This is a genomic window from Bradyrhizobium sp. USDA 4486, assembly GCF_054057995.1.
The window spans coordinates 4,803,040-4,822,698 of sequence record NZ_JBSRZV010000001.1; the positions used below are offsets into that span (position 1 = coordinate 4,803,040).

General features: G+C 59.5%; 16 protein-coding genes. 6 read left to right on the forward strand and 10 right to left on the reverse strand.

From position 1 onward, the window contains the following. Positions 1 to 4: 4 nt before the first annotated feature. Complete coding sequence (locus tag ACVWY3_RS23025) at positions 5 to 322, forward strand: MATE family efflux transporter (RefSeq protein WP_456840528.1); 318 nt, start codon at positions 5 to 7, stop codon at positions 320 to 322. On the opposite strand, the gene ACVWY3_RS23030 is transcribed toward ACVWY3_RS23025, so the two are convergent. From ACVWY3_RS23030 to ACVWY3_RS23070, 9 genes are all read right to left on the reverse strand, one after another. Further along, on the reverse strand, positions 223 to 1,506 hold the full coding sequence (locus ACVWY3_RS23030; protein ID WP_456840529.1) for a Wadjet anti-phage system protein JetD domain-containing protein: 1,284 nt from the start codon (positions 1,504 to 1,506) through the stop codon (positions 223 to 225). The two genes, ACVWY3_RS23025 and ACVWY3_RS23030, sit on opposite strands and share 100 nt — an antisense overlap. Before the next feature lie 2 nt (positions 1,507 to 1,508). Then, a complete protein-coding gene (locus ACVWY3_RS23035) occupies positions 1,509 to 4,943 on the reverse strand; it encodes an SbcC/MukB-like Walker B domain-containing protein (RefSeq protein ID WP_456840530.1) in 3,435 nt (1,144 codons plus the stop codon). Beyond that, the gene (locus ACVWY3_RS23040) at positions 4,940 to 5,578 is read right to left on the reverse strand and encodes a DUF4194 domain-containing protein (protein WP_456840531.1); all 639 of its coding nucleotides are present in this window, start codon (positions 5,576 to 5,578) and stop codon (positions 4,940 to 4,942) included. Before ACVWY3_RS23040 ends, ACVWY3_RS23035 begins: the two co-directional genes overlap by 4 nt. Continuing rightward, complete coding sequence (locus tag ACVWY3_RS23045; protein WP_456840532.1) at positions 5,568 to 7,097, reverse strand: Wadjet anti-phage system protein JetA family protein; 1,530 nt, start codon at positions 7,095 to 7,097, stop codon at positions 5,568 to 5,570. The genes ACVWY3_RS23040 and ACVWY3_RS23045 overlap by 11 nt, the downstream gene beginning before the upstream one ends. A 127-nt stretch (positions 7,098 to 7,224) precedes the next feature. Continuing rightward, positions 7,225 to 7,404 carry a hypothetical protein gene (locus ACVWY3_RS23050; RefSeq protein WP_456840533.1) on the reverse strand — a complete coding sequence of 60 codons (180 nt, stop codon included), beginning with the start codon at positions 7,402 to 7,404 and terminating at the stop codon, positions 7,225 to 7,227. Positions 7,405 to 7,760: 356 nt separating this feature from the next. Next, positions 7,761 to 8,084 carry a hypothetical protein gene (locus ACVWY3_RS23055; protein ID WP_456840534.1) on the reverse strand — a complete coding sequence of 108 codons (324 nt, stop codon included), beginning with the start codon at positions 8,082 to 8,084 and terminating at the stop codon, positions 7,761 to 7,763. Between the two features lie 546 nt (positions 8,085 to 8,630). Continuing rightward, a complete protein-coding gene (locus ACVWY3_RS23060; RefSeq protein ID WP_456840535.1) occupies positions 8,631 to 8,837 on the reverse strand; it encodes a cold-shock protein in 207 nt (68 codons plus the stop codon). Between the two features lie 765 nt (positions 8,838 to 9,602). Continuing rightward, a complete protein-coding gene (locus ACVWY3_RS23065; RefSeq protein WP_456840536.1) occupies positions 9,603 to 11,471 on the reverse strand; it encodes an alpha,alpha-trehalose-phosphate synthase (UDP-forming) in 1,869 nt (622 codons plus the stop codon). Between the two features lie 1,539 nt (positions 11,472 to 13,010). After that, positions 13,011 to 13,223 (reverse strand): helix-turn-helix domain-containing protein, encoded by a 213-nt coding sequence (locus tag ACVWY3_RS23070; protein WP_456840537.1) that lies wholly within the window; start codon positions 13,221 to 13,223, stop codon positions 13,011 to 13,013. 605 nt (positions 13,224 to 13,828) lie between these two features. On the opposite strand from ACVWY3_RS23070, the gene aepX reads away from it, so the two are divergent. Then, positions 13,829 to 14,686, forward strand: a complete 858-nt coding sequence (gene aepX / locus ACVWY3_RS23075; RefSeq protein WP_456843432.1) for a phosphoenolpyruvate mutase — start codon at positions 13,829 to 13,831, stop codon at positions 14,684 to 14,686. 831 nt (positions 14,687 to 15,517) lie between these two features. On the opposite strand, the gene ACVWY3_RS23080 is transcribed toward aepX, so the two are convergent. Then, the gene (locus ACVWY3_RS23080; RefSeq protein WP_456840538.1) at positions 15,518 to 16,060 is read right to left on the reverse strand and encodes a DNA -binding domain-containing protein; all 543 of its coding nucleotides are present in this window, start codon (positions 16,058 to 16,060) and stop codon (positions 15,518 to 15,520) included. Positions 16,061 to 16,128: 68 nt separating this feature from the next. On the opposite strand from ACVWY3_RS23080, the gene ACVWY3_RS23085 reads away from it, so the two are divergent. From ACVWY3_RS23085 to ACVWY3_RS23100, 4 genes are all read left to right on the forward strand, one after another. Beyond that, positions 16,129 to 16,449, forward strand: a complete 321-nt coding sequence (locus ACVWY3_RS23085; protein ID WP_456840539.1) for a hypothetical protein — start codon at positions 16,129 to 16,131, stop codon at positions 16,447 to 16,449. Positions 16,450 to 16,469: 20 nt separating this feature from the next. Next, complete coding sequence (locus ACVWY3_RS23090) at positions 16,470 to 17,264, forward strand: phosphocholine cytidylyltransferase family protein (protein WP_456840540.1); 795 nt, start codon at positions 16,470 to 16,472, stop codon at positions 17,262 to 17,264. Next, entirely contained in the window at positions 17,227 to 17,877 is a 651-nt protein-coding gene (locus tag ACVWY3_RS23095) for a CDP-alcohol phosphatidyltransferase family protein (RefSeq protein ID WP_456840541.1), read from the forward strand. The genes ACVWY3_RS23090 and ACVWY3_RS23095 overlap by 38 nt, the downstream gene beginning before the upstream one ends. Before the next feature lie 211 nt (positions 17,878 to 18,088). Then, on the forward strand, positions 18,089 to 19,636 hold the full coding sequence (locus tag ACVWY3_RS23100) for a hypothetical protein (protein WP_456840542.1): 1,548 nt from the start codon (positions 18,089 to 18,091) through the stop codon (positions 19,634 to 19,636). Positions 19,637 to 19,659: the final 23 nt, after the last annotated feature.

Genomic DNA, 19,659 nt, shown 5'->3' on the forward strand with positions numbered 1-19,659 from the left:
TCCCTTGCAGGTCGGAAAGATCCTGTTCATGATTCCATGCATCGGGATGGCGGTGAGCGTACGCGTCGGACACGCACTCGGCCGCAACGATCTGTCCGCATTGGGCGAGCGGTGTTACGCCATGCTGCTCGTAATCCTGATCGCGACGATTGCCACGATTGCGGTGGTCGGCACTCGGTTTGAAATCGCCGAGCTGTTCGTCTGCCGAGGCGAGGAGCCGCCCTACTCATCGCGTTCGTTCTGCGGAACGCAGGTGTTGTTCAACAAAAGGCCGACGGAGATCGTCGACCGAGGAAGCTCATCGGGATCGACACTGCGTTGATCCGAGCGCATTTTCTCATGAAGCTCTGGCAGGACTGGATCGAGTTCTTCCTGCTCGAGCGTCTTGGCTCCATCTTCCGCCAGGTACGCTGCCAGAGCCGCGATACCGGAGTCCGGTGGACATCGAGCGGGTGCCGATTTTTTGAACGGCACTTGTCCCAAGCGCTCGGCAACTTCGACGCTCATGAGGTGGGGACTGATCGGTCGATCGACCGCGCGCTCGATGGTGCGGAAGATCCAAGTGCCGTCCGGATCGATGTCCGACCAATGAAAGATCGGCGTTTCTTCGGATACCAATCTTGCGATCGTCCGCAGCGCCTGCTGGGTGGCAAGCGAGGGATATCCGCCGACATACATGGTCGCACCTAATCGACCGGGGTCCGCCTCGGCGATGTGCCGGTTGAAGCTTGCGAAGTTTTCGATCGTCAGAATGTAGGCCGGCGGCTCCCGGAAGCGGACGCGATCTGCTTCCTTGGGACTGATCCCGAGATAATGGGGAGAGATACCGGACAGGTCGGCTCCATCAAGGTCGATCTTGCCCGCGATCAGAAGCGGCGGGGCGAAGCGCTCCAGTCCGATCGCTCGCAGTGCCTCACGCGGGCGGGCACCAGGCGGAAAGTCCATTATGCCGCTCAAAAGCCGAACCACAGCACCCTCGATGCGCTCGAGTATCTTGCTGTGCCCCACCGTACGTCGCGAGAAAGTTTTGTAGTCGACGTCCAGATGCTTATTATCGAGGATCGCCTGGGCGAGAACGAATGCGTGGCGCAGCGTGGCGACGTCGGACGAACCGAATCCGTGCCACGTCTTACCCCGCGCCCACGCCTCTGCGATTTGAGAGCCACTGTTCTTCAGGGACTCGTGCAGCGCCACTCCGGCTACAAGCCGCGCGGCGGCGTCCTCCGCGATGCGTGACGCCGGCGTGCGGTCGAGGTACCGGTATAAGATCTCCGCCGAGGCCAACCGCGCGTGCGCCACTTGGTCCCGCTTCGCGCCGCGCCCCCAGCCAATGGACACCGCGCCGGCACATTCGGCTTTCCTGATCTGGTTCAGAAAAGCGTCCGCCGCGACTACCGACGAGAAAGCGGCATAGTCGGGGTGGGCGATTGGGCTTGCGGCGCCGGCCTCGAAGCGATCGAGCAGGTCGTTCAGCAGGCCGATCGCGTCTGTGAAACGTCGCGCCATGGCTACTCGGCGGCCAGACGGGTGGCGAGCTCATCTTCGGACATCAGGTCCGGATCGATGGCCATCAGTTCGCGCTTGGCCTTCTCTTTCAGTTCCACCACTGTGGCCCTGGACTGTTCGCCGATGCGGTCCACCTCCACGATTGTGTCCATGTGCTCGAGCACGGCCACCCGCTTCTCGAACGGCGCCGCGATCACGAACTGCAGGCCGAGGTTTTTGTAAAAGCTCATCATCTGCCGCTGGTTCTTGCCGTCCATCTTGGAGAAGGCCTCGTCGAACATGGCCAGGGCGAAGCCGGCGGGCTTGCCAACACGACGCTCCGCGCTGCCGTAGACGGCGGCCAGCGAAGCGCCGATGGCGACGTAGATGGGCACCTGCTGTTCGGCGCCGGATCCGGTGCCGCGCCGCTGCTCCCAGCGGGTTGAACGACCCGTGGCGACATCCTCCATGTGAATCTCAAAAGTGTAGAAGTTCCGGTAGTCCTCGAACTGGGTGAAATCCTTGTCGGGATCCTCAAGCAGCGCCTCAAGTGCGACGATCGTATCCTTGTGCGGGAAGTCATCGGGCACGTTGCCCCGGAACAGCATATCCAGCGCCTCCGGAGAGGTTTTGGCGATCTCGATGATCTTCAGGATGGGTTGGAATTCCACGACCTGGGTACGGTGGAATGAATAGCGCTCGTTGTGGAAGGGATGTGCGTAGAGACTGCGGTTCAACGACTGCAGCTCCCGCTCCATCTTGCCGATGCGCGCCGTGAGCGCGTTGATGAACTCGCCGCGCAGCAGGGTGGAGGCCTTTTCCGCCGCTTCCCGCGCCTGCCGTTCGTACTGGCGCAGCTCGTTGGATTCGATATCCGCGATGAGCTGGTCCATCCAGGGCTTCACCTCCCTCAGCGGCTCGCTCTCCGCGCCGACTTGCGAGCTCACGCCGAACTGGTCGAAATAATCGTAGAGGAGCTCGCGGACCCGCCGCTCGATGCGGGCGCGCTCTGCGTCCGAGGCGTCCGCATCCTTCAGTGCCCTGTCCGCGATGGCGCGGTGCTTCTCCGCGAAGCCCTTCGGGGCCGCGGCATTGAGGCGCTCGCGGTACACGATCCTGCCCTTCGCCGCGGAGTAGAGCGGGAAGGTCCTGCGATAGATCGACCGGGCGACCCGCAGGTTAAGCTCGGAGCCGGGTACGTTTTCGCCCTCTCCCAGTCTCCTTTCTGCCGATCTGACCTCGCCGTCATGCTCGCCGAACGCCTTCTGCTGGATCTTTCGCTCATCGAGCCTCCTCTCCTTCAGCTTCTGCTGCGCTCGTTTCTTGTCGCGAAGTCCGCCGTCGCCCGCGCCGTCGAGCGCTTCGAGCCTCGCCTGGGCTTCGGCGATCTCAGTCTGCGCGGCTGCGAAGGCAGCGGCGCTAGCCTTCAGATCGTTACGTCCCTCGCAGATGTTCTTCAGAGCGGCAAAGGCCTGCTCTGCCGCCTGAGCCTCCTTGCTCTTTTCCGTTTGGAGCCGATCTAGTTCCTCGGCCTGATCCTGCAGCGAGCGCAGGGCGTTCGCCTGGGCCGCCTTTCCAATCTTATGTTGCGAGGCTTCGATCCAGCGATGGGTCCTTACGAGTCCGTCGTCGTAGAGGCCGTCCTTCATGATAGCGCGGCCGGGCCTGTTGAACTGGTCGAGCGTGTCCGCGAGGCGGACTGTGCCGTAGCGGCGCATGACGAAGGCCATCGCGTCCGGATCCTGGCTCCGGAAGATCGAGGGGAAAGTACCGCGCTCCGGCTTGGCCCTGAACTGCTCGAGCTTGTTTAGGCTCACGAGCGATGCATGGCGAAACTCGCGCCGACCTTCCTTGAAGATTGACGTGGCGGCGCTCATATCCGCTCTGTCCACGAACACGGCTTCCCGGTCGCGGCCGAGGAGCGCCTCGGCGGCTCCTACCCACTCGGGTTCGGCGACTTCGATGATGTCGCAGAGCACGCGCGGGACCATTCCGCTCTGTCGCAGCCTGCGGCAGAGGAGTTCAGTATCGTCGCCGAGATAGGCCCGCGCCCCTCCGGCGGCGTGCTGTCGGATCCGTTCGAGCACCTCGTCGCGCCGGCCACGGAGCCCGGAAAGCTCCGCGATGATCGTTTGACGCGCTTCGTCAATCTTCGGCAGCCATTTCGCGCCGCTTGCCGCGAAAGACTTCTCGGCCGCGGAGAGCTCGTCGGAGACGCGCCCGATCTCGGCCCCGGCCGTGGCAGTCAGAAGACGCTCGAGCGCAGGAACGAAGTCCTCGAAACCGTCCGCGCACATCGCGCGGAGCGGCTCCAGGCGACGGATGTTCTCCATACGAGCCTTGAAGTCCGCCGAGGCGCGGTGCGCCGCCTGCCCGGCCACATCGGCGGTCTGCTGCAGGGACTTTCTGCCGGTCTTGGCATCGTGCTCGGCGATCGCGGCCGTGAGACGTTCGATCTCGTTATCGATGGCCTTGACGTCGTCGTCGATGAATTCGAGTTCTTTTGCTGCGGCGTCCCGGCGCGCCATCTCGGTACGCCGCTTGGTCTTGAAGTCCAGGTTTATCGCGCGCGCCGCGAGCCAAGTCGCGCGTTTTGCGATCCACTCCTCCCTGAACTTGGTCTCGAGCGCTTCTTCAAGGGTGCCGAGGACGACGCGAAGCGCCCTCAGGGCTTCGAGCCTGAGGCGCATCTTTCTGATGGTTTCGCTGATATTGCGGTATGTCTGGATCGACTCGCGTAGCTCCTTGATTCCGATCGGGCTGTCTTCGAGGATGTAGTTCCGCACGAACTGCGTGGCCGTTTGGTTGTGGTCGAGCGTCATCGCGTTGACGATTGATTTCTGAAGGGCGCTGGCGTTCTGCTCGCCATAGGGCGAATGCGGCAGAAGATGGCGCATGTACTCGCGGACGTAGTCGCTTGCCCGGTCGCGATGATTGACGAAGTTGCCTTCGCCGACCGCCGCGACGATCCGGGCGCGCACGTCCTCCCACTGCGCCGGGAATTGCGACTTTCCTCGCTGCTCGATGAAGGCCTTCGAGCTCAAAACGGTCCCAACGGCGACGAACAGTGCCAGCACGGTCTCCCTGCTGTCGGACTTACGCGCCTCAAGCGCCATGCCGATCGTGACTGGCGGTCGATCGCCTTCCTTGTCTTCGAACCCTAGCGCCACGTAGGTGCGCGCCTCGTCGCGCCGGCGCTGGTCTTCACCGAGCGTCCCAAGGCAGTAATCGACGACGCTGCGCTTCGAGCCGCTGCGCGATTTTCCGCTGTCGCCGGCGACCGCGTTCAGGCGCAAGAACCGCCGGCTCCCGCCGGTGAGAACGACCTGTGCCATGTCGAGGATTGTCGATTTGCCGGACCGGTTCTCGCCCAGGACCCCGACGTGTCCTGTCACGTCGATGTCGGCCACGTCGAACAGGTGCCAGTTCACCATCGTCAGGTGGCGTAGCTCCATCATGCCTCGTCTCCTGCCGGCTGCGGAAACCGCGCCTCCTCGCTACGGACGTAGCGCTCAAGCCGTTGGAGGGCATCGCCGCCACTGATCAGCTTGACCATCGGGCGGATCCTAATCTCGCAGTCCTGCTGCTCGTCGTCAAAATCACCGATCTCGACCAAACTGCGTTGGGCGGCCTCGCGCAGGATGTCCCGGAAGCGGGCGGGTGAGATCGCGCCTCCGCCGCCGTGTTGCGCCATCTCGCGGTAGCGATCGAACAGGTCGTTCAAAGTGGCCACTACGACGGCCCGGTCCTCGACCGCTCCGACGTTCACCTCCTGTTGCCAGTGTGCCGCCAGCACCAACACAACAATGGTTTCGTCGAGCTTCATTCGAGGCAGCGGCACGTCCTCGTCCATCGCGACGATGCCGGCCCACTGCGCTTCCGGATCGCGATGGACGCGATATCCGCAACTATCGAAGAAGCCGTCGACCAGGTCGCGGAAGCGGCCATCCATGATCGTGTTGTAGACTGTCCCAGTCCGGGGATCTCCCGCGAACACGAACTGCCGCCGTAGCAGGAAGTGCAGCGCTTTGCGGAGGTCGGCTGCCTTTTCCGCGCCGAAGGAGCGCTCGACGTTTTCGAACTCACTGAGCACGGGCTGCCTCTGCTTTCCGGAGGGGGCCGGCTCGCCTGACCACGAAGTTCGCACACCGAAGCCATTCGCTGTCGTGGGGCGGCGTGTCTGGGCGCGGCTCCAGATCGAACCCGGCCGCGACCTGCGCCGGAACTTCGCCCGTCAACGCATATCGGCGGGCGCAATCGAAGGCGAGAAAGTCGTCCACGGTATCGATTTCCATGAATCGGGCTTCCCTGGTCGCGAATGGCGGCACCTGGCCCTCGAGGAATCGTCTGACATCCTCAGGGCGGGGCGCAATGCGAGCGATGTACTCGAGGCGGAGCTTCTTCCGCAGTTCGTACAGCGGGTCCGACGGCGGCTCGGCGAGCTCCCTTGCTTCGACGGGACGGCGGGGCTGCCTGGCCGGCGCCTGATGGTGCTCCGACCAGGGGGACCGCAGCGGCTCGATGCTCCATTCGATAGTCGCCTTGTGGTGTCTGCCGTCCCGCAGTAGGGCGTCCAAGCGCCGCACCAGGTCGCCGGCCCGGCTGACGAGTCCCTGCCCGCCCCGCTCGGCGTACTTAATGGTGTTGCGGACCCGGGCTTCGAGCTGCCTGCGGAAGGCCTCGATCCTATCGAACATCTCCCCGATCTGTTCGAAGATGCTTTCGATGGCCAGCAGGTCATCGGCCGCGGCCATTCGACCGTCCTCGACGTCCGCTGCCATGCTGGAAGCTGTGTACTCCTCGGCGAGGACCTGCATGGTTTCCGGGGTGTAGGAGATCCTCCGCGCGAGATCGACGATAGCGTCGCGGAAGCGGTACGGATGGTTGACGGTGAGGATGGACTCGAAATCCTTCAGCAGGAGCTGGTCGACGAACTCCTCAAAAAAGGCTTCCAGCCGGGTAGCGACTGTTTTCGACTCCATGACCGTCCGTCGGACGCGCTTCAGGTCGGCCAGAATGGCCCGCAGGCTCTTGGTGAACTGGTCGGCCTGATTGCGCGCCTCGCGGACGGCGAGCGCGGCTTCGCGCTGCTTGCGGTCGGTGATCTCGGGCCTCAGTTTTTCGACGGCCTCCAGGTTGAGGCGAATTTGCACGATCAAGCCGCCGAATCGCTGCGAGAGATCCTTATTGAGGCTCGCGAGCCGCTGGATCACGAGCAGCGGTCCCATAGCCATGTCAACGGTAACGCGAAGCCCGTATTCCTCCTCTTCAAGCCACCCCCAGGCGAGCAGCCGAGCGTACAATTGTCGGGCAAGACCGAGCGCCTTGTCGCCCTTCTCGGAAGCGAGCGCGACGTCGGCCTTCCGGATCCGGCGGCGTCCGGCGGAGATCATTTCCGGCAGGCTGCCGAAATCATCGCCTTCATTCCAGAGGGCGGGGTTGGCGCGCATGACGTCATAGATGGCATGGACGACCTGCTGAGGGGTCGGAAACGACGGCGCGCCTGAAAAGAAGCGTTCATGGAGGTCGAGCAGACAGGCCGCGTACAGGTGCTTGTGATCGCGCGAGAAGGCTAAAAACGCGTCGTCATGCAAATGGCGGAACAAGGACAATCGCTATCACTCCCTGAATCGGCATCATCCAAAAAGGGATGCAGCTTGCCGCCCGCACTCAGAATCTGCCTAGGGGAATACCTCGGTCTAGATGTATCGCAAGGCTGCTGCAACTGCAAGGATATGTTCACTGTATGTTCGTATATAGCTTGGCAAAGAGCTGTTGTCGAGCCGTAGCTCTCGCCATCACCAGTGCGAGATCGGGTGTCTTGGTCTCCCTGTTGTTCCTCAAGGGCTCGTCGATCGCATTCCGCAGCGCCTTGACAAGAAGTAAAAGAACGTGCAGCGCCACGACCGAAAGCACCATGGACTTCCTGCATGAGGTCCGCACCGCGTCATCGGCCAGGCTGAGATTTCAACGGACGGCTTCCATCCCTACGGCGGAGCGATCCGCAATGCCTTCGGCCCGGACGCCACTCATGGCGTGATCGTAAAGACCTACTCGGTAACGCATCTAGTGAAGGAGCGCAGGGCCGCTACTCGCCCGCCGCTGTAGTGGCGGTAAGCCGTGACGTATCTGGCGATTCCGATCAGTACGTTTCAGCCAGCTATGTTGAGCGTCAGAGCCTTTCGCTGCGTATGGCCTCGCGCCGGTTCACGCGCCTCTCTGGTGAATCACGAGAACGACCTTCAGGGCAGGCAGAAGATCTCGGCGTTTCGCCGTCAATTGAGGATGCGGTCGCCTCGAGCGGTAATACCTCCTCGCCCAGTGGTGGTCACGTAGGTCCAACCCGACATCGCATGCTTGGATAGCCCATCCGGGTGCGGGTGCCCATAGACTTTAGGATATCCGCCGGAAATCACCAGTTGACAGCGGCCGCTATTTGGCTTTGGCACCGACGGCGCGCCTGCATTGAAGCGGGCACCATGATGAGTTGCGACCAGGTGATCTACTTGCTTGGCATTGGCATGCATCAGGTGCGCATAGTCTGTATCTCCGGTCAGCAAGGCCGATCGTCCGCTCGTGAGAGTCGCAAGGATGGTCAATCCGCTGTCGTTGAGATCAGAGAGCCGCGCACCGCCTCTTAACAATTCACCAAAAGCAAAACAGACGCTTGCGTCGGCGGGGCGTACGACCAGATTGCCCTTTTTGGAGCAGCATATGTGCTAGACGCGCGGCACCAGGTCCCAGCCGCTGATCCGGGACAATCCAAAGGCAGTCGAGCAGATGCGTGAGCATGAGCGCGCCATGAAGATGGTCCCAACGCGAGAGCACTATCGGCGGCTTCTCTGCTCGATCGTCTTGCGTATTTCCAGCCCAGAGCATCGCGAAACACAAAGTCCGCCGAGATCCGGCCCGTGTTCTGCCAACGGCTTTATGCGCTCGAGGCCTGCGCGACGTGCCAGCTGTAACTGTGGCTGCAGCGATTGATCAACAGCTTCAGGCGATCGAGGCTCTCAAGCGGTTTGCGAGACAGCCCCATGCCTTGAAGGGACGGTCGAAAGGCCGAACGCCCGGCGCGCCGTGACAAGGCATCGCCGGACAGGTGCGAGAACACGCTTTGCAGAGAGGAGCTTCCGGAGTGGGGCAGATCAGCCAACCCGCAGATCCTCAGCTGACATCTTACCCGAACGCCCGGACTTGAGCTGATAACTTACCCGGGCCCCCTCTTCGAGGGTGGTGTAACCGGCCTTTTCCACGGCACTGATGTGCACGAAGACATCGGGACTTCCGTCCTCAGGCCTGATGAACCCATAGCCTTTGGTCGAGTTGAACCACTTCACAATACCCATTGCCACAGCGGCATCTCCATAGTGAACCAGTGTGGTCTAGCGAAGAGTCTCCCGGCCATCAAGACGGTCGGCAAGAGATGCCCAGCGTCGCTGCGATGGTCACGTGCTCACTTTTTTATCGCGTGGTCTAGCTGCGGCCGCATCGTGCAAGCGACAAAAATCCTGACGTCGACGACAGTTTCGCCGCAAGGCTTCAGCCCAGATGACGTTTTGATATCCGCTTCACTCGCCGCGCACCACCGGCTTACAGAACAGTTGCGAGGCTCGACCAGCGCCCTGGGTCTTTGCCAGTGAAGATCAAAAGCGCTGGCGGTGTCTGGCTGGCCTCCGACACGATTTGATGTTCGCTTGGCAACCCAATGTCGGTAACCGAACATGGTCGTGCAGCCCCGAATGGCTGACACTTACGACTCTTTAGCCGGCACGCAGCTTGCCTTGAACGGCCCGCGACATAGCGCAAGCCGCGCTATGTCATGCGGTTGCGTGCTTGCCGCCGCTTCTGCTTGACGCGCCAGGTCCCGCAAGCCTGGGCGGAGCGATCAACAGGCAGCACCGCGCCGAGTGGCGCCGCCATCACTTATCAGCATCGGTTAGAGATAGAACATGAATTGACTGTATCGACCCATTCTGGTCATGGGGCACTCGCATGATGTCTTGATTTCATGGGGGGCCTGCGCCGCCCGCAAGAACCGCGTCAGCGCCAAAGATCTGGATTGCTCCTCTGTCCTGCTACAGAAGCCTGTCATCCGCCGTGCTATGCTTTTCGCCCGGTCAGTGCTCGCGGGCACCGAGCTCTTGTCCGCGATGACCATCGCCGGAAGCTGTCGCCGCCGGCAGATCCCACAGTCTGTCCTGTGTATGCTTCAGTGGGGCCGCTAAAGCCACGAAGGCCGACTTCACGTCTCCATGGGCAGCGTCCTTCAAGGCGGCATCAGCGGGATCGATCTCATTATAGGAGGTCAGCGCCGCTGCATAATCTTGATAGAGCGGCATCTCGGCCTCGTTGGTCCAGCCGAGACCGAGATGGTGGAACTGATCAGCCGGAACGGTGATGCTGCCTTTGCCCAGCTCCCGGAGGTAGTCCGCCGCCCAATGGTGGATGGTATAGGATTCAATCTTATCCATCATCGACCGCCAGCGCTTGACACGCTCCTCAAGCGGCATGTTGGCCGCTTTCGTAATAGCGTCTGCAATCTCTTCGGGATTGTTTGGGTCAATCAGCAGTGCCTCGTCTTCGCTGAAATCTTCAGCCGCCCCCGCAAACTTCGATAGTACAAGAACCCCGGGATTATTTGGGTCTTGGGCCGCGACATATTCTTTCGCCACGAGATTCATGCCATCGCGGAGCGGCGTGACGAGACCTACATTTGCGGCGCGGTAAAGACGGGCGAGTGCAGCCTGGCTGAACGAGTCATTCGTGTAGTGGATCGCCTTCCACTCGCCCGTGCCATGCTCAGCATTGACTTGGCTGATCGCATTCTCCACGTCCTCCTTGTACTTCTGATATTCGCTGACGTCCGCACGAGAGGACGGCGCGATCTGCAGCAACCTGATGCTACCAGGCTCCGCGGCTAAAAGGTGGTTGAACGCTTCGACCCTCTTATCGATACCCTTTGTGTAGTCGAGCCGGTCTACGCCGACCGCAAACTTGGTGCCCTCGAAGTTCTGCAATAACGACGAGAGTTTTTCTTCCTCAGCGGGTGAAAGCTCTGCCGCAAGAAACTCTGCAAACTGCTTGGGATCGATGCCGATCGGGAACTTTTGGAGCCGCGTCTGACCACGCTCCGTTGTCACAATGCCATTCTTGCTCCTCAGCCCGAAATATACCTGCAGGCAGGCGAGAAAATTGTTGAGATCTCGGTTTGTCTGAAAGCCGAGCAGATCGTACTCCAGCATCAACTTCATAAATTCGCGATGGTGGGGTATGTGCTCGATCATGTCGGGCGGCGGCCATGGCGTGTGCAGAAAAAAGCCGGTCGGCCGATCGATGCCGAGCCTATGCAGTTCAGCCGCGAGCGGAAGTAAATGATAATCATGGACCCAGAATGCGTCCCGATCCCGTACGTCGAAGGCCGCTCGCGCTATAAACGCGTTCACATGTCGATAGCTCTCATAATCGCCTTCCGAGCCCGACATCCGTTCAGGCAGGGAGTGCAGTGCCGGCCACAGGGTCGAATTCGAAAAACCTCGATAATAGCCGGGATAATCTGCCTCTGGCAGGTCTAGCCTCGCTACATCGCCTGCACCGGTCTTCACCAGCGGCAAGGGCTGGTCGGTCCCATCTCCTCGGGTATCCGAGGAACCCACCCAGAGTGCACCGGACCGTTCAACGACCGGTTCGAGGCCCGCCGCAAGCCCGCCGATCTGGGGCTTATTAGGGTCGAAGGGCGCAACTCGGTTCGAGATGACAACCAGCTTCATTTCGGGCTTCCGGTTGACCGTATCGAGGTCGTCCTCCATGTCGGCCAAAACAACAGCATCGGAAGGACCTGCGCTTCCTTGTTGCTCCTGTTCCAACGGCATGTCGTTCAGGTGCAGGTCAAAGGCCGCTTGACTTAAGGTTTCATCTTGCTGGGTTGCGCCTGATGTGCTGCTGGAATCCAACGCTGCGGTGTCGATCGCGTCATGGATCCGAACCATCTCGCAACTCCCTTTGACGATGCTTGCGTTGGATGCAGTCGCAGATCAGCCCCGAGATATCTCCATTACGCACGATAGCAGGTCCAGCTTTCCGGAAGCTGACCAGTCGAGCAAATGATCGGATTGCTGCATCCAACCGGGACGTCAAGTCGGTCGTGGCAGATGAGGCGACGACATCCCAAATTAATTTAAGGCAAGATGACGTTTGGCTTCATCGAGTTGATGAGTGCAAGCAGAGCGTTGCCGTCGTTGCCGGCGACGCGTAATGGGCTCGATGCGAGGAAGACTCAGGCGCTGTGGCGAGGTCCCTGTCCTGATCGGCACCGTTGAATGGCGCGAGCGCGCATTGACGAGTCTATGGAGTAGTCACCTCTGGATGTCGGAGATCTTTTGCCAACATCTGCCGCGCGCTCGGGCACCGACGGTAGGTTCTAGAGGGGCATCACAAGGGCTGCTGGCGTGGTCCGCGCGCGGCACCTCATCGGGCATCCGAATACGAGGTAGACACCTGCAGAGAAGCTTCCTTCAAGCTGCCGCGGCCCACTACCTTGGGTCTATGAGGTTGTGCCCTGCGCGGTGATACGCTTCCATGACATGCCCCTGTTCATACCCTGAGGAGGATATTTCCGATGTGGTCGGCTTGATGCTCTGCCGGCGGCACAAACAATGCGGACGACTCCCCACTATGAGAGCAAACGAAATTGCAGCTCGAATGTTTGACCAGGATGGTAGGAGCGTGCGTCGTTAACGGGCTCCGTACTTGTCGTCCCCATCACCCGAAGAATGCATATGAGCTCAACATTGCGCACTGATTCGTGGTCGCGTTGCGCGCCTCGTATCCTGCTCAACGCCGTCCCGGTACTGCCAAGTTTCCAAATCATGAATGACGCCCGCTGGTCGTGGCCTGAACTCAGCCACATCGGGATCGCGCCGTCCGCCGCAAAACAAGGCCAGCGTATCTCGAATCCGCCACATCTTCTGAAGAACCCAACAGTCGCACTGGGTGTCCGCGGAAAGGTCGTTCATCAAGCTAGGTAAGCTTCGTGAGGATCGCGCGCACATCGTTGAGCGCGCAGAGCGCTAGAATGTGATGAAACGTACCAGCAGCACGCCTTCGGAAATGGGTTCACGGACTATCAGTGCCCTCTTCTTGTCGGGCCCAAGCCGTCTACGGCACCTTTCGAACGACCACGACTTCAGTACGTAAGCCGCCACGATCAACTCTCTTCAATTTGCGCCACGCATACGACCGCCGCAGCCGCAGCAGGGGGACGGACCGATCACAACGTTAACATAGAGATCCGACCGGCCGTCGAGCTTACAAGAGCGTCATGAGCCTGTGATCTCACCTCGCCTAATGGTCCACGGAGCCCCGTGACGATCGGCGACGAAATAGAAGCACGCCCCGGTTCATAGTAACAGCGCCTATATTATCGCTCTACGTCCGCGTCCGCGTCATTCGCTCCGCTTTCCGGAGCAAGCCAAAGTCGCCCCTTACATTTGGCTAGATCTGTATGAGCGGCAACGGAACCGCGGCCGTTACTCAATAAGGCGGTAACGTCGCGCCTTGACGACGCACTGAATCCGGCTGGACGCTTCCAGCTTTCGCATCGCATTCTTGATATGAAAGTTGACGGTGTTCTCGCTCACTTTCAGAATGACGCCGATAGCCCAGGATGACTTCCCCTCCTCGACCCATCGCAAACACTGTCTTTCCCGTTCCGACAGCACAACTTCTTTCTCATCCGCCATGAATTTCTCCTGGACTCGAGAGAACAGGAGAAGCATCAGCAAGTGCCATGCCACTCAGTGCGGCCAGCGAGCATCGGCGAGGCAGGACGAATTCTTCGGCGATTGCCTCGACATTCGCGCGAAACCGCCATCCCACTACAGCCCTGTCGATGGGCTTGCGACATGTGTCGTAAACACGACATCAGCATTACGACAATCGTGGCTGTCGATGTTGTGTCCAACTCCATGTAAGGCGGATATCACCCTTTCGCTAAGAACTCCTCCCCGTCAAGGAGTGGGAGAGTTCTCCCTGGGGGCTGTAGGACCAGGCTAGCGAACCCAGGCCATCCATTTGCAACCAAGGCCCCTCTTTCCAGCCTTTAGGGACCCCAATCAACCCCATAGCGAAAGCTTTGTGTTTGCCGCCACTCCTACGCAATTATGCAAATCTGCGCGTCTCAAAGAACTACCAATGCTGGTCATTGATCGGCATTCCCCCAAAAAGATATGAACGGTGACGTGGGCGCCAATCGAGGATCGGCTTGCAGGATTTAGGCATGAGGCATCAACTACAAGCCGTTCGGCCTATGGCAGGCCGTCAATGTGCACGCCAGTCGCCTGTCGAAATGCTTCGCGCCCAGGTCTGCTCGAATGATGAGCTCGCGTTTCTGATGGAAGCGCATGATGGCCTGTCTGCCACGATCGCCCAGCGCTCAGGATTCAAGGGGCTCTGGGCCTCTGGTTTGTCGATTGCCAGCTCGCTCGGCTATCGCGATGCCAATGAAGCCTCATGGACCCAGCTCGTCCAGAGCGTCGAACGCATCGTGGACTCGACAGAGCTCCCTGTGCTCGTTGACGGGGATGGCGGTTTCGGCAATTTCAACAATGCTCGCCTCCTCGCACGCAAACTACATCAGGCGGGCGCCGCCGGCATCTCGCTTGAGGACAGCTGCTTTCCGAAGCTGAACTCGCTCATTGGTGAGCGGCATCCGCTCGCCGATATGGATGAATTCTCCGGTCGTCTGCGGGCTGTCAAGGATGCAGTCGCCGACAATTTGGTTCTCGTGGCCAGAATCGAAGCGCTGATCGCCGGCCACGGGTTGAATGAAGCTATCTTGCGTGCTCACGCTTATGCCGACGCGGGCGCCGATGCAATCTTGATTCACTCGCGAAAGAGTACCGCGGACGAGATGCTTTCGTTTGTCGCCGAGTGGCGGAACCGGCTCCCGGTCGTGATCGTTCCGACGACGTACTTTCTAACGCCAGTCTCTGTCTATCGTGATGTGCGCATCTCCACAGTCGTCTGGGCCAATCATTCCATGCGGGCTGCTGCAGCTGCAATGCGGCGCATCTGCGATAGCATCGCAGCTCAAGAGAGCGTTGCGAACATTGAATCTCATATCGCGCCACTCAGTGAGATATTCGAGCTCCTGAGGTATGACGAACTTACATTGGCCGAAAAGCGATATCTGCAGCCCCGCTAAGCTATGGTGACAGTTTGTCACCTAACGTTGCACTCTCGAAAGCCCGCGCGATGCGAATACCCCTCGCCTCTCGTCAGTATCGATGCTCGGGCGGCAGGGCTGATCGTGTCGGCGCGCGATCAAAGCGGGGACGCGCCCCTTCTTGAGAACGGACGCTCCAGGAAGGACCTGATTCCGGTATTTTTTTCGCAGCGATCGACGTCCTCCGTTGCGACACCGACTTCCTACTGACCAAAAATAGGCTATGCGTCGCTTTTGACGGTCAGCGCGCTCTGGCTACGCATTACCGCGACTCTCCCATTTGCTAGAACTGATAGGAGAAACCGGTTCGCAATTGAAGTACCCTACACCAGCCCTGCTTGGCACGACCTACCGGCAATAGCCTATGCGGGCCGCGAAGATGATCCTTGATTATCAGATGAGGTTTCAGGACGGCCCTGATGCTTTGCTCCCGAATCGCTTCCGCACATGAGCACGATGTTGAGCTAAAGCGCAGATCGGCTTCGCCGGCTCAACTCCCGACCCGGAGATGCTCCGCTTTTCTCCTACCATTTCGGGCAATTGATCGAGATGACAGAAGCACATCATTTGTCGAGCGATGAACGTTGATTTATCGCCGGCGGCAGTCTGCACGGGCGCCTGTCCGGCGTGGTCTCGCGTTGCTGCATCAGCACGCCATCTGCACCGAACGCAAAAGACCCAATCGCTGATCTTTCGGCGATTAACTGCCACGGCTTTTGATCTTTTTCTAAAGACTGTAGCCGCCGACGGGAGCAGCTTCACGACATGAGCCTTCATGGTACGGCAGGGTGACAGGGCAACATTGATCACTCAGCTGTCAGTCCATGCTTTACGATCCGACTTACTATTGATGTCGAGAGCTTGCTTCAACTTTGATTCGACGGAATCCATGTGCACGCGTGATGTGGGCGAGCGCTCATGATTTCGCGTGCTTGTCTTTGCTCTTGTAACGGAGCAACTCACGATAGCCGCCCGCATGAGGCGCAGCCACATCTTAACCAGGCGAATGGTACGGCTGCGCAGATCGTGTCGGTCCGGAATACGAGTCTCGCAAAAACGGCCTTCCGCGATGTTGCGATAGCTGTTGCCTTCCAGCCACCCATCCACTGCACGCAAAGCGAGAATGTGCCGGTGTCTCCTTCCGATTGATCGACTAAGAGGGGACGATCCAACGGGACGTCTGTTCGAGTGCCAACCAGAAACGATGTGCAGCTTGTAAACGGATGGCGAAGTTGCGGTCGCTCTGACGGACCTACCTTCCACATTCACAGCGCGCCGAACGTTCGGTAGCGCAGAGGTCCAGGGCGCGCAAACGACACCATTGCGCACACATGCAGCGGCGGAAACATGCACCCTTAGTCTCAGCCAAGTTCCTGCGAATCCAGTCAACTACCAAACCACGTAATTGATTGACATGATAGATGGATGTCATCTTCGCTGCACGAACCTCGGCCTTGAAGTCGATCCCGCAACCTGCAGCTCAAGGCGGATTCCATTTCTATCTAGATATCAAAGGATGGCGGCAAAGCACCAAGGGGTCAGGCCCCGAATTCGACGCCGATGACCTCGTTAGCGTATTGCTGATGGACGCGGGTGTCGCGGCAGCTTCGGGCACGATCTTTGGCGATCCAGACGGGGTCCGGCTCTCCTATGGGATTGACCTTGGCTCGCTCGACAAGGGGGCGTTTGTCGGTAACTTTAAACACATCGAACTGAAGGCCTGGTGGGTTCGGCATGCTTAGCGTTGCGGAAGGTTAGCACTATGACTGAAGTTCCTCGCCGCGCTATCGTGCTTGCAGCCGGCCTCGGCTCGCGCCTGCGGCCGCTGACGGATCTGCGGCCAAAACCACTGGTCGAGGTAAACGGCATGCCGATCCTGCACAACGCCCTGCGGAATCTGGAGGCAATCGGCGTCGGTGAGGTGACGGTTGTCGTGGGCTACCGCAAGGACGCCATCCAGTATGCCTGCGGCAGCCGCTTCGGCGGGGTTGAGATCAACTATATCGAATCGACGGCTTTCGATCGTACCGGGAGCGCCTATTCCCTGTGGTTGGCGCGTGATGTACTGCGTTCGGGAGACTGCCTCCTCCTCGAGGGAGACGTTTTCTTCGAGCAAGATGCATTGCGCCGCCTGATCGGCCCAGCGAGCGATGTGGCAGCAGTCGCTCCCTTCGACAAATCGATGGAAGGCTCTGCAGCTCTTTTATCCGATGACGGCTTCATCACAGGTTTCCGCATGAAGCAAACGGCGGCCAACATTATCACAGCCGGCCCGCAGCTTTTCAAAACTATGAACCTGCTACGTTTTTCGGGCTCGACTCTCAAGGCAACGATCGTTCCTGCACTGGACGATGTTATCGGGTCCGGAGCCAGGCAGGCCTACACCGAGGAGCTTCTTGGCTATCTGGTGGAGAGCCGTAGCCTGCAGCTTGCAGCCGCGCGATGCGATGGTCTCAAGTGGTGCGAAATCGATACCGCCGAAGATCTGCGTCTAGCAGAGCGCATTTTCTCACGAGCGCATGGCGCTCGCCAATCGTATGACCAGCGTGATCAGTGAGGTGCCAATGCTAAGATACCTTTGGGATCCCGCAAATGCCATCACTGCGGGGGGACTTGTTTTTTCTTCCGCTAGTCTATTCCTCGCTTTATCCGGAAAGCTTGAGCTATCAGTGGCAGTGGCTCTTTGGGCTGTTCTGGCAGATCACATCGACGGAATCGTGGCCAACAGGACGCCGAACCGTGACCCGGAAGTTGCAAAAATGGGCAAGAGCCTGGACGGATTCGGGGACATTATCTATGGAGCCGTCTTGCCTACGGCAATTGTGATTCAGCTCAGCCACGCCTCCATTCTTTCCCTCGCGACGGCCACTGCTCTGCTCGTGGCGGGAGCCATCAGGCTGAGCTATTTTGCAAATTTCGGCCGATCGTCCGACGGGCGCTTCTTGGGTGTGCCTTTGTCGTACGACGTGCCGCTAATGGCTCTCTTGATCCTTTTACAGCCGTTCATTGGAGCGGAACTATTTGAGTGGCTCATCAACGTCTGTTTCCTGCTGCTTGCCGCCGCTCACGTGGCGTCTATTCGCGTGCCGTCACCCAGCCCGGCAATGTATGCGGCAATTAGCATCTTCGTCGTGGTGTGTTCGGCCGCCTTAGCCAGCCGTTCTCTTTGACAGCCATGGGCAGATTATGGAGCTATGTGCAGGCAGGCATGATCAGAGCAGCTGATAGGGTTCCTGGCCGTACGACCTGCTATATTTGGGTCCGTAGCCACTTGCCTGAACGTTGTATCTCTCTGAGCTCCGAAACAGCTCGGCACCACGTACTTGGTCATGAGATACTTGTTGTCGGTGCGTTCATCGTACCTGCCTCGAGGTGGCTGGTATGACCATCCGGCCTGAACTTTTGCAGCGTCCCGATCTGCGTCAACGAGAGCACGAGCGAGGCTGGATCTTTCGGGAAATCGGCGTCGAGCCGTTCATTCAATGCGCCGGTGTGCGCACATTATATGGAGCAAGCAATCCGAGTGACGAAGTCATGGCAGCAATGAACGCGGCTGCAGAGGCTTTCGTCGACATGGATGAATTGGCTGAGGCTGCAGGTCGACGGCTCGCTGAACTCACGGGCGCCGAATGGGGTGTGATTACCGCCGGCACTGCGGCGACACTGGCACTAGCCACCGCGGCGTGCATCGCCGGAAACAATCCGGAATTGATGTTGCGATTGCCGCAAACATCGGGGCTACCCAACAAGGTCTTGATCCCCTCTGACCAACGGTTTTCCTATGAACAGGCAATCCGTATCGCAGGCGGCGAGATTGTGAGTGTTGCCACTGTAGAAAGGTTTGCAGAGGCATTGGACGGAAGCGCCGCGATGATTTGTCTGCTCGGCCGCATGGATTCAGCGTCCATTTTGCCGTTGAGCGCAGTTGTCCCTCTCGCCCGTGCTAACGGCGTGCCCATTCTTATCGAGGCTGCCGGGCTTTCGCCAGAAAAGCCTGATCGCTGGGTCAAATGCGGCGCCGACCTGGTGGTTTATGCGGGCGGCAAATATCTCCGGGCCCCACAATCCACTGCGATCGTGCTTGGTAGTCAACGGCTATGCAAGGCAATCTGGTGGAACGGAGCGCCTCATCAGGCCTTCGGCCGGGCGATGAAGTTGGGTAAAGAGGAGATTGTGGGTGCACTCGTGGCACTCGACCGCTGGCTCAATTTTCCAACTGCCAAACACGACCGTGACCAATGGCTTCCGCGCTTAAAGCTGATTGCGGCGGAGCTCAATACCCAGCCTGGCGTCAGAACTGAGGTGCTGTCCTGGCCTGGTTCTGTCACGGCAGTTCGGCTCAAGGTGAGCTGGGACGAGAAAGTCGTTCCATTCAGCGCGGAAGATCTACGGCTCGCGCTCTTACGGCAGCGCCCACGGATTCTCATCCACGATTTTTGGTCGACGCCGACCTCGATCGTGCTTGACCCCGTCAATCTCGGCGATGACGAGGCGGAGATCGTCGGACGTGCTTTGGGCCGCGCATTTCAAGAGCCCCGGTGCATTGCTGAACGACCGTCAACGCTTCATGCCGAAGCTGACCTCTCAGGAGGTTGGCGCCTTGAAATTCAATTTCTTCATGGCTCGGCGACACATCATCTCGATCTTGAGCAGAATGAGATGCTCATATCAGGCTTCCATCACACCGGATCATCTTCCGGCAAGCTGTCCGGTGAGATTCACGGCGACCACATCCGCTTCGAGGCTGCACACGAGCAGATACCGATGTCCCTATTCTATGGCTTCGAGGGCAAAGTCGCCGAAGGGGGCACTATCAGTGGAACGGTCCAGCTCGGTGGTAGCGCAAAAGAACATCTCGGACCAGTTTTCAAGGGCCAATACGGTTCGGCGGAATTTCATGCATTGCAAAGTTCGCGCAACTCCAGATAGCTCCACCACCATCGCGCTGAATC

Coding starts and splice junctions, on each gene's coding strand:
- ACVWY3_RS23085 (WP_456840539.1), top strand. CDS start 16,129: ATGGATGTCATCTTCGCTGCACGAACCTCGGCCTTGAAGTCGATCCCG.
- aepX (WP_456843432.1), top strand. CDS start 13,829: ATGCTTCGCGCCCAGGTCTGCTCGAATGATGAGCTCGCGTTTCTGATG.
- ACVWY3_RS23065 (WP_456840536.1), bottom strand. CDS start 11,471: ATGGTTCGGATCCATGACGCGATCGACACCGCAGCGTTGGATTCCAGC.
- ACVWY3_RS23050 (WP_456840533.1), bottom strand. CDS start 7,404: ATGGTGCTTTCGGTCGTGGCGCTGCACGTTCTTTTACTTCTTGTCAAG.
- ACVWY3_RS23100 (WP_456840542.1), top strand. CDS start 18,089: ATGACCATCCGGCCTGAACTTTTGCAGCGTCCCGATCTGCGTCAACGA.
- ACVWY3_RS23035 (WP_456840530.1), bottom strand. CDS start 4,943: ATGATGGAGCTACGCCACCTGACGATGGTGAACTGGCACCTGTTCGAC.
- ACVWY3_RS23030 (WP_456840529.1), bottom strand. CDS start 1,506: ATGGCGCGACGTTTCACAGACGCGATCGGCCTGCTGAACGACCTGCTC.
- ACVWY3_RS23095 (WP_456840541.1), top strand. CDS start 17,227: ATGGCGCTCGCCAATCGTATGACCAGCGTGATCAGTGAGGTGCCAATG.
- ACVWY3_RS23070 (WP_456840537.1), bottom strand. CDS start 13,223: ATGGCGGATGAGAAAGAAGTTGTGCTGTCGGAACGGGAAAGACAGTGT.
- ACVWY3_RS23090 (WP_456840540.1), top strand. CDS start 16,470: ATGACTGAAGTTCCTCGCCGCGCTATCGTGCTTGCAGCCGGCCTCGGC.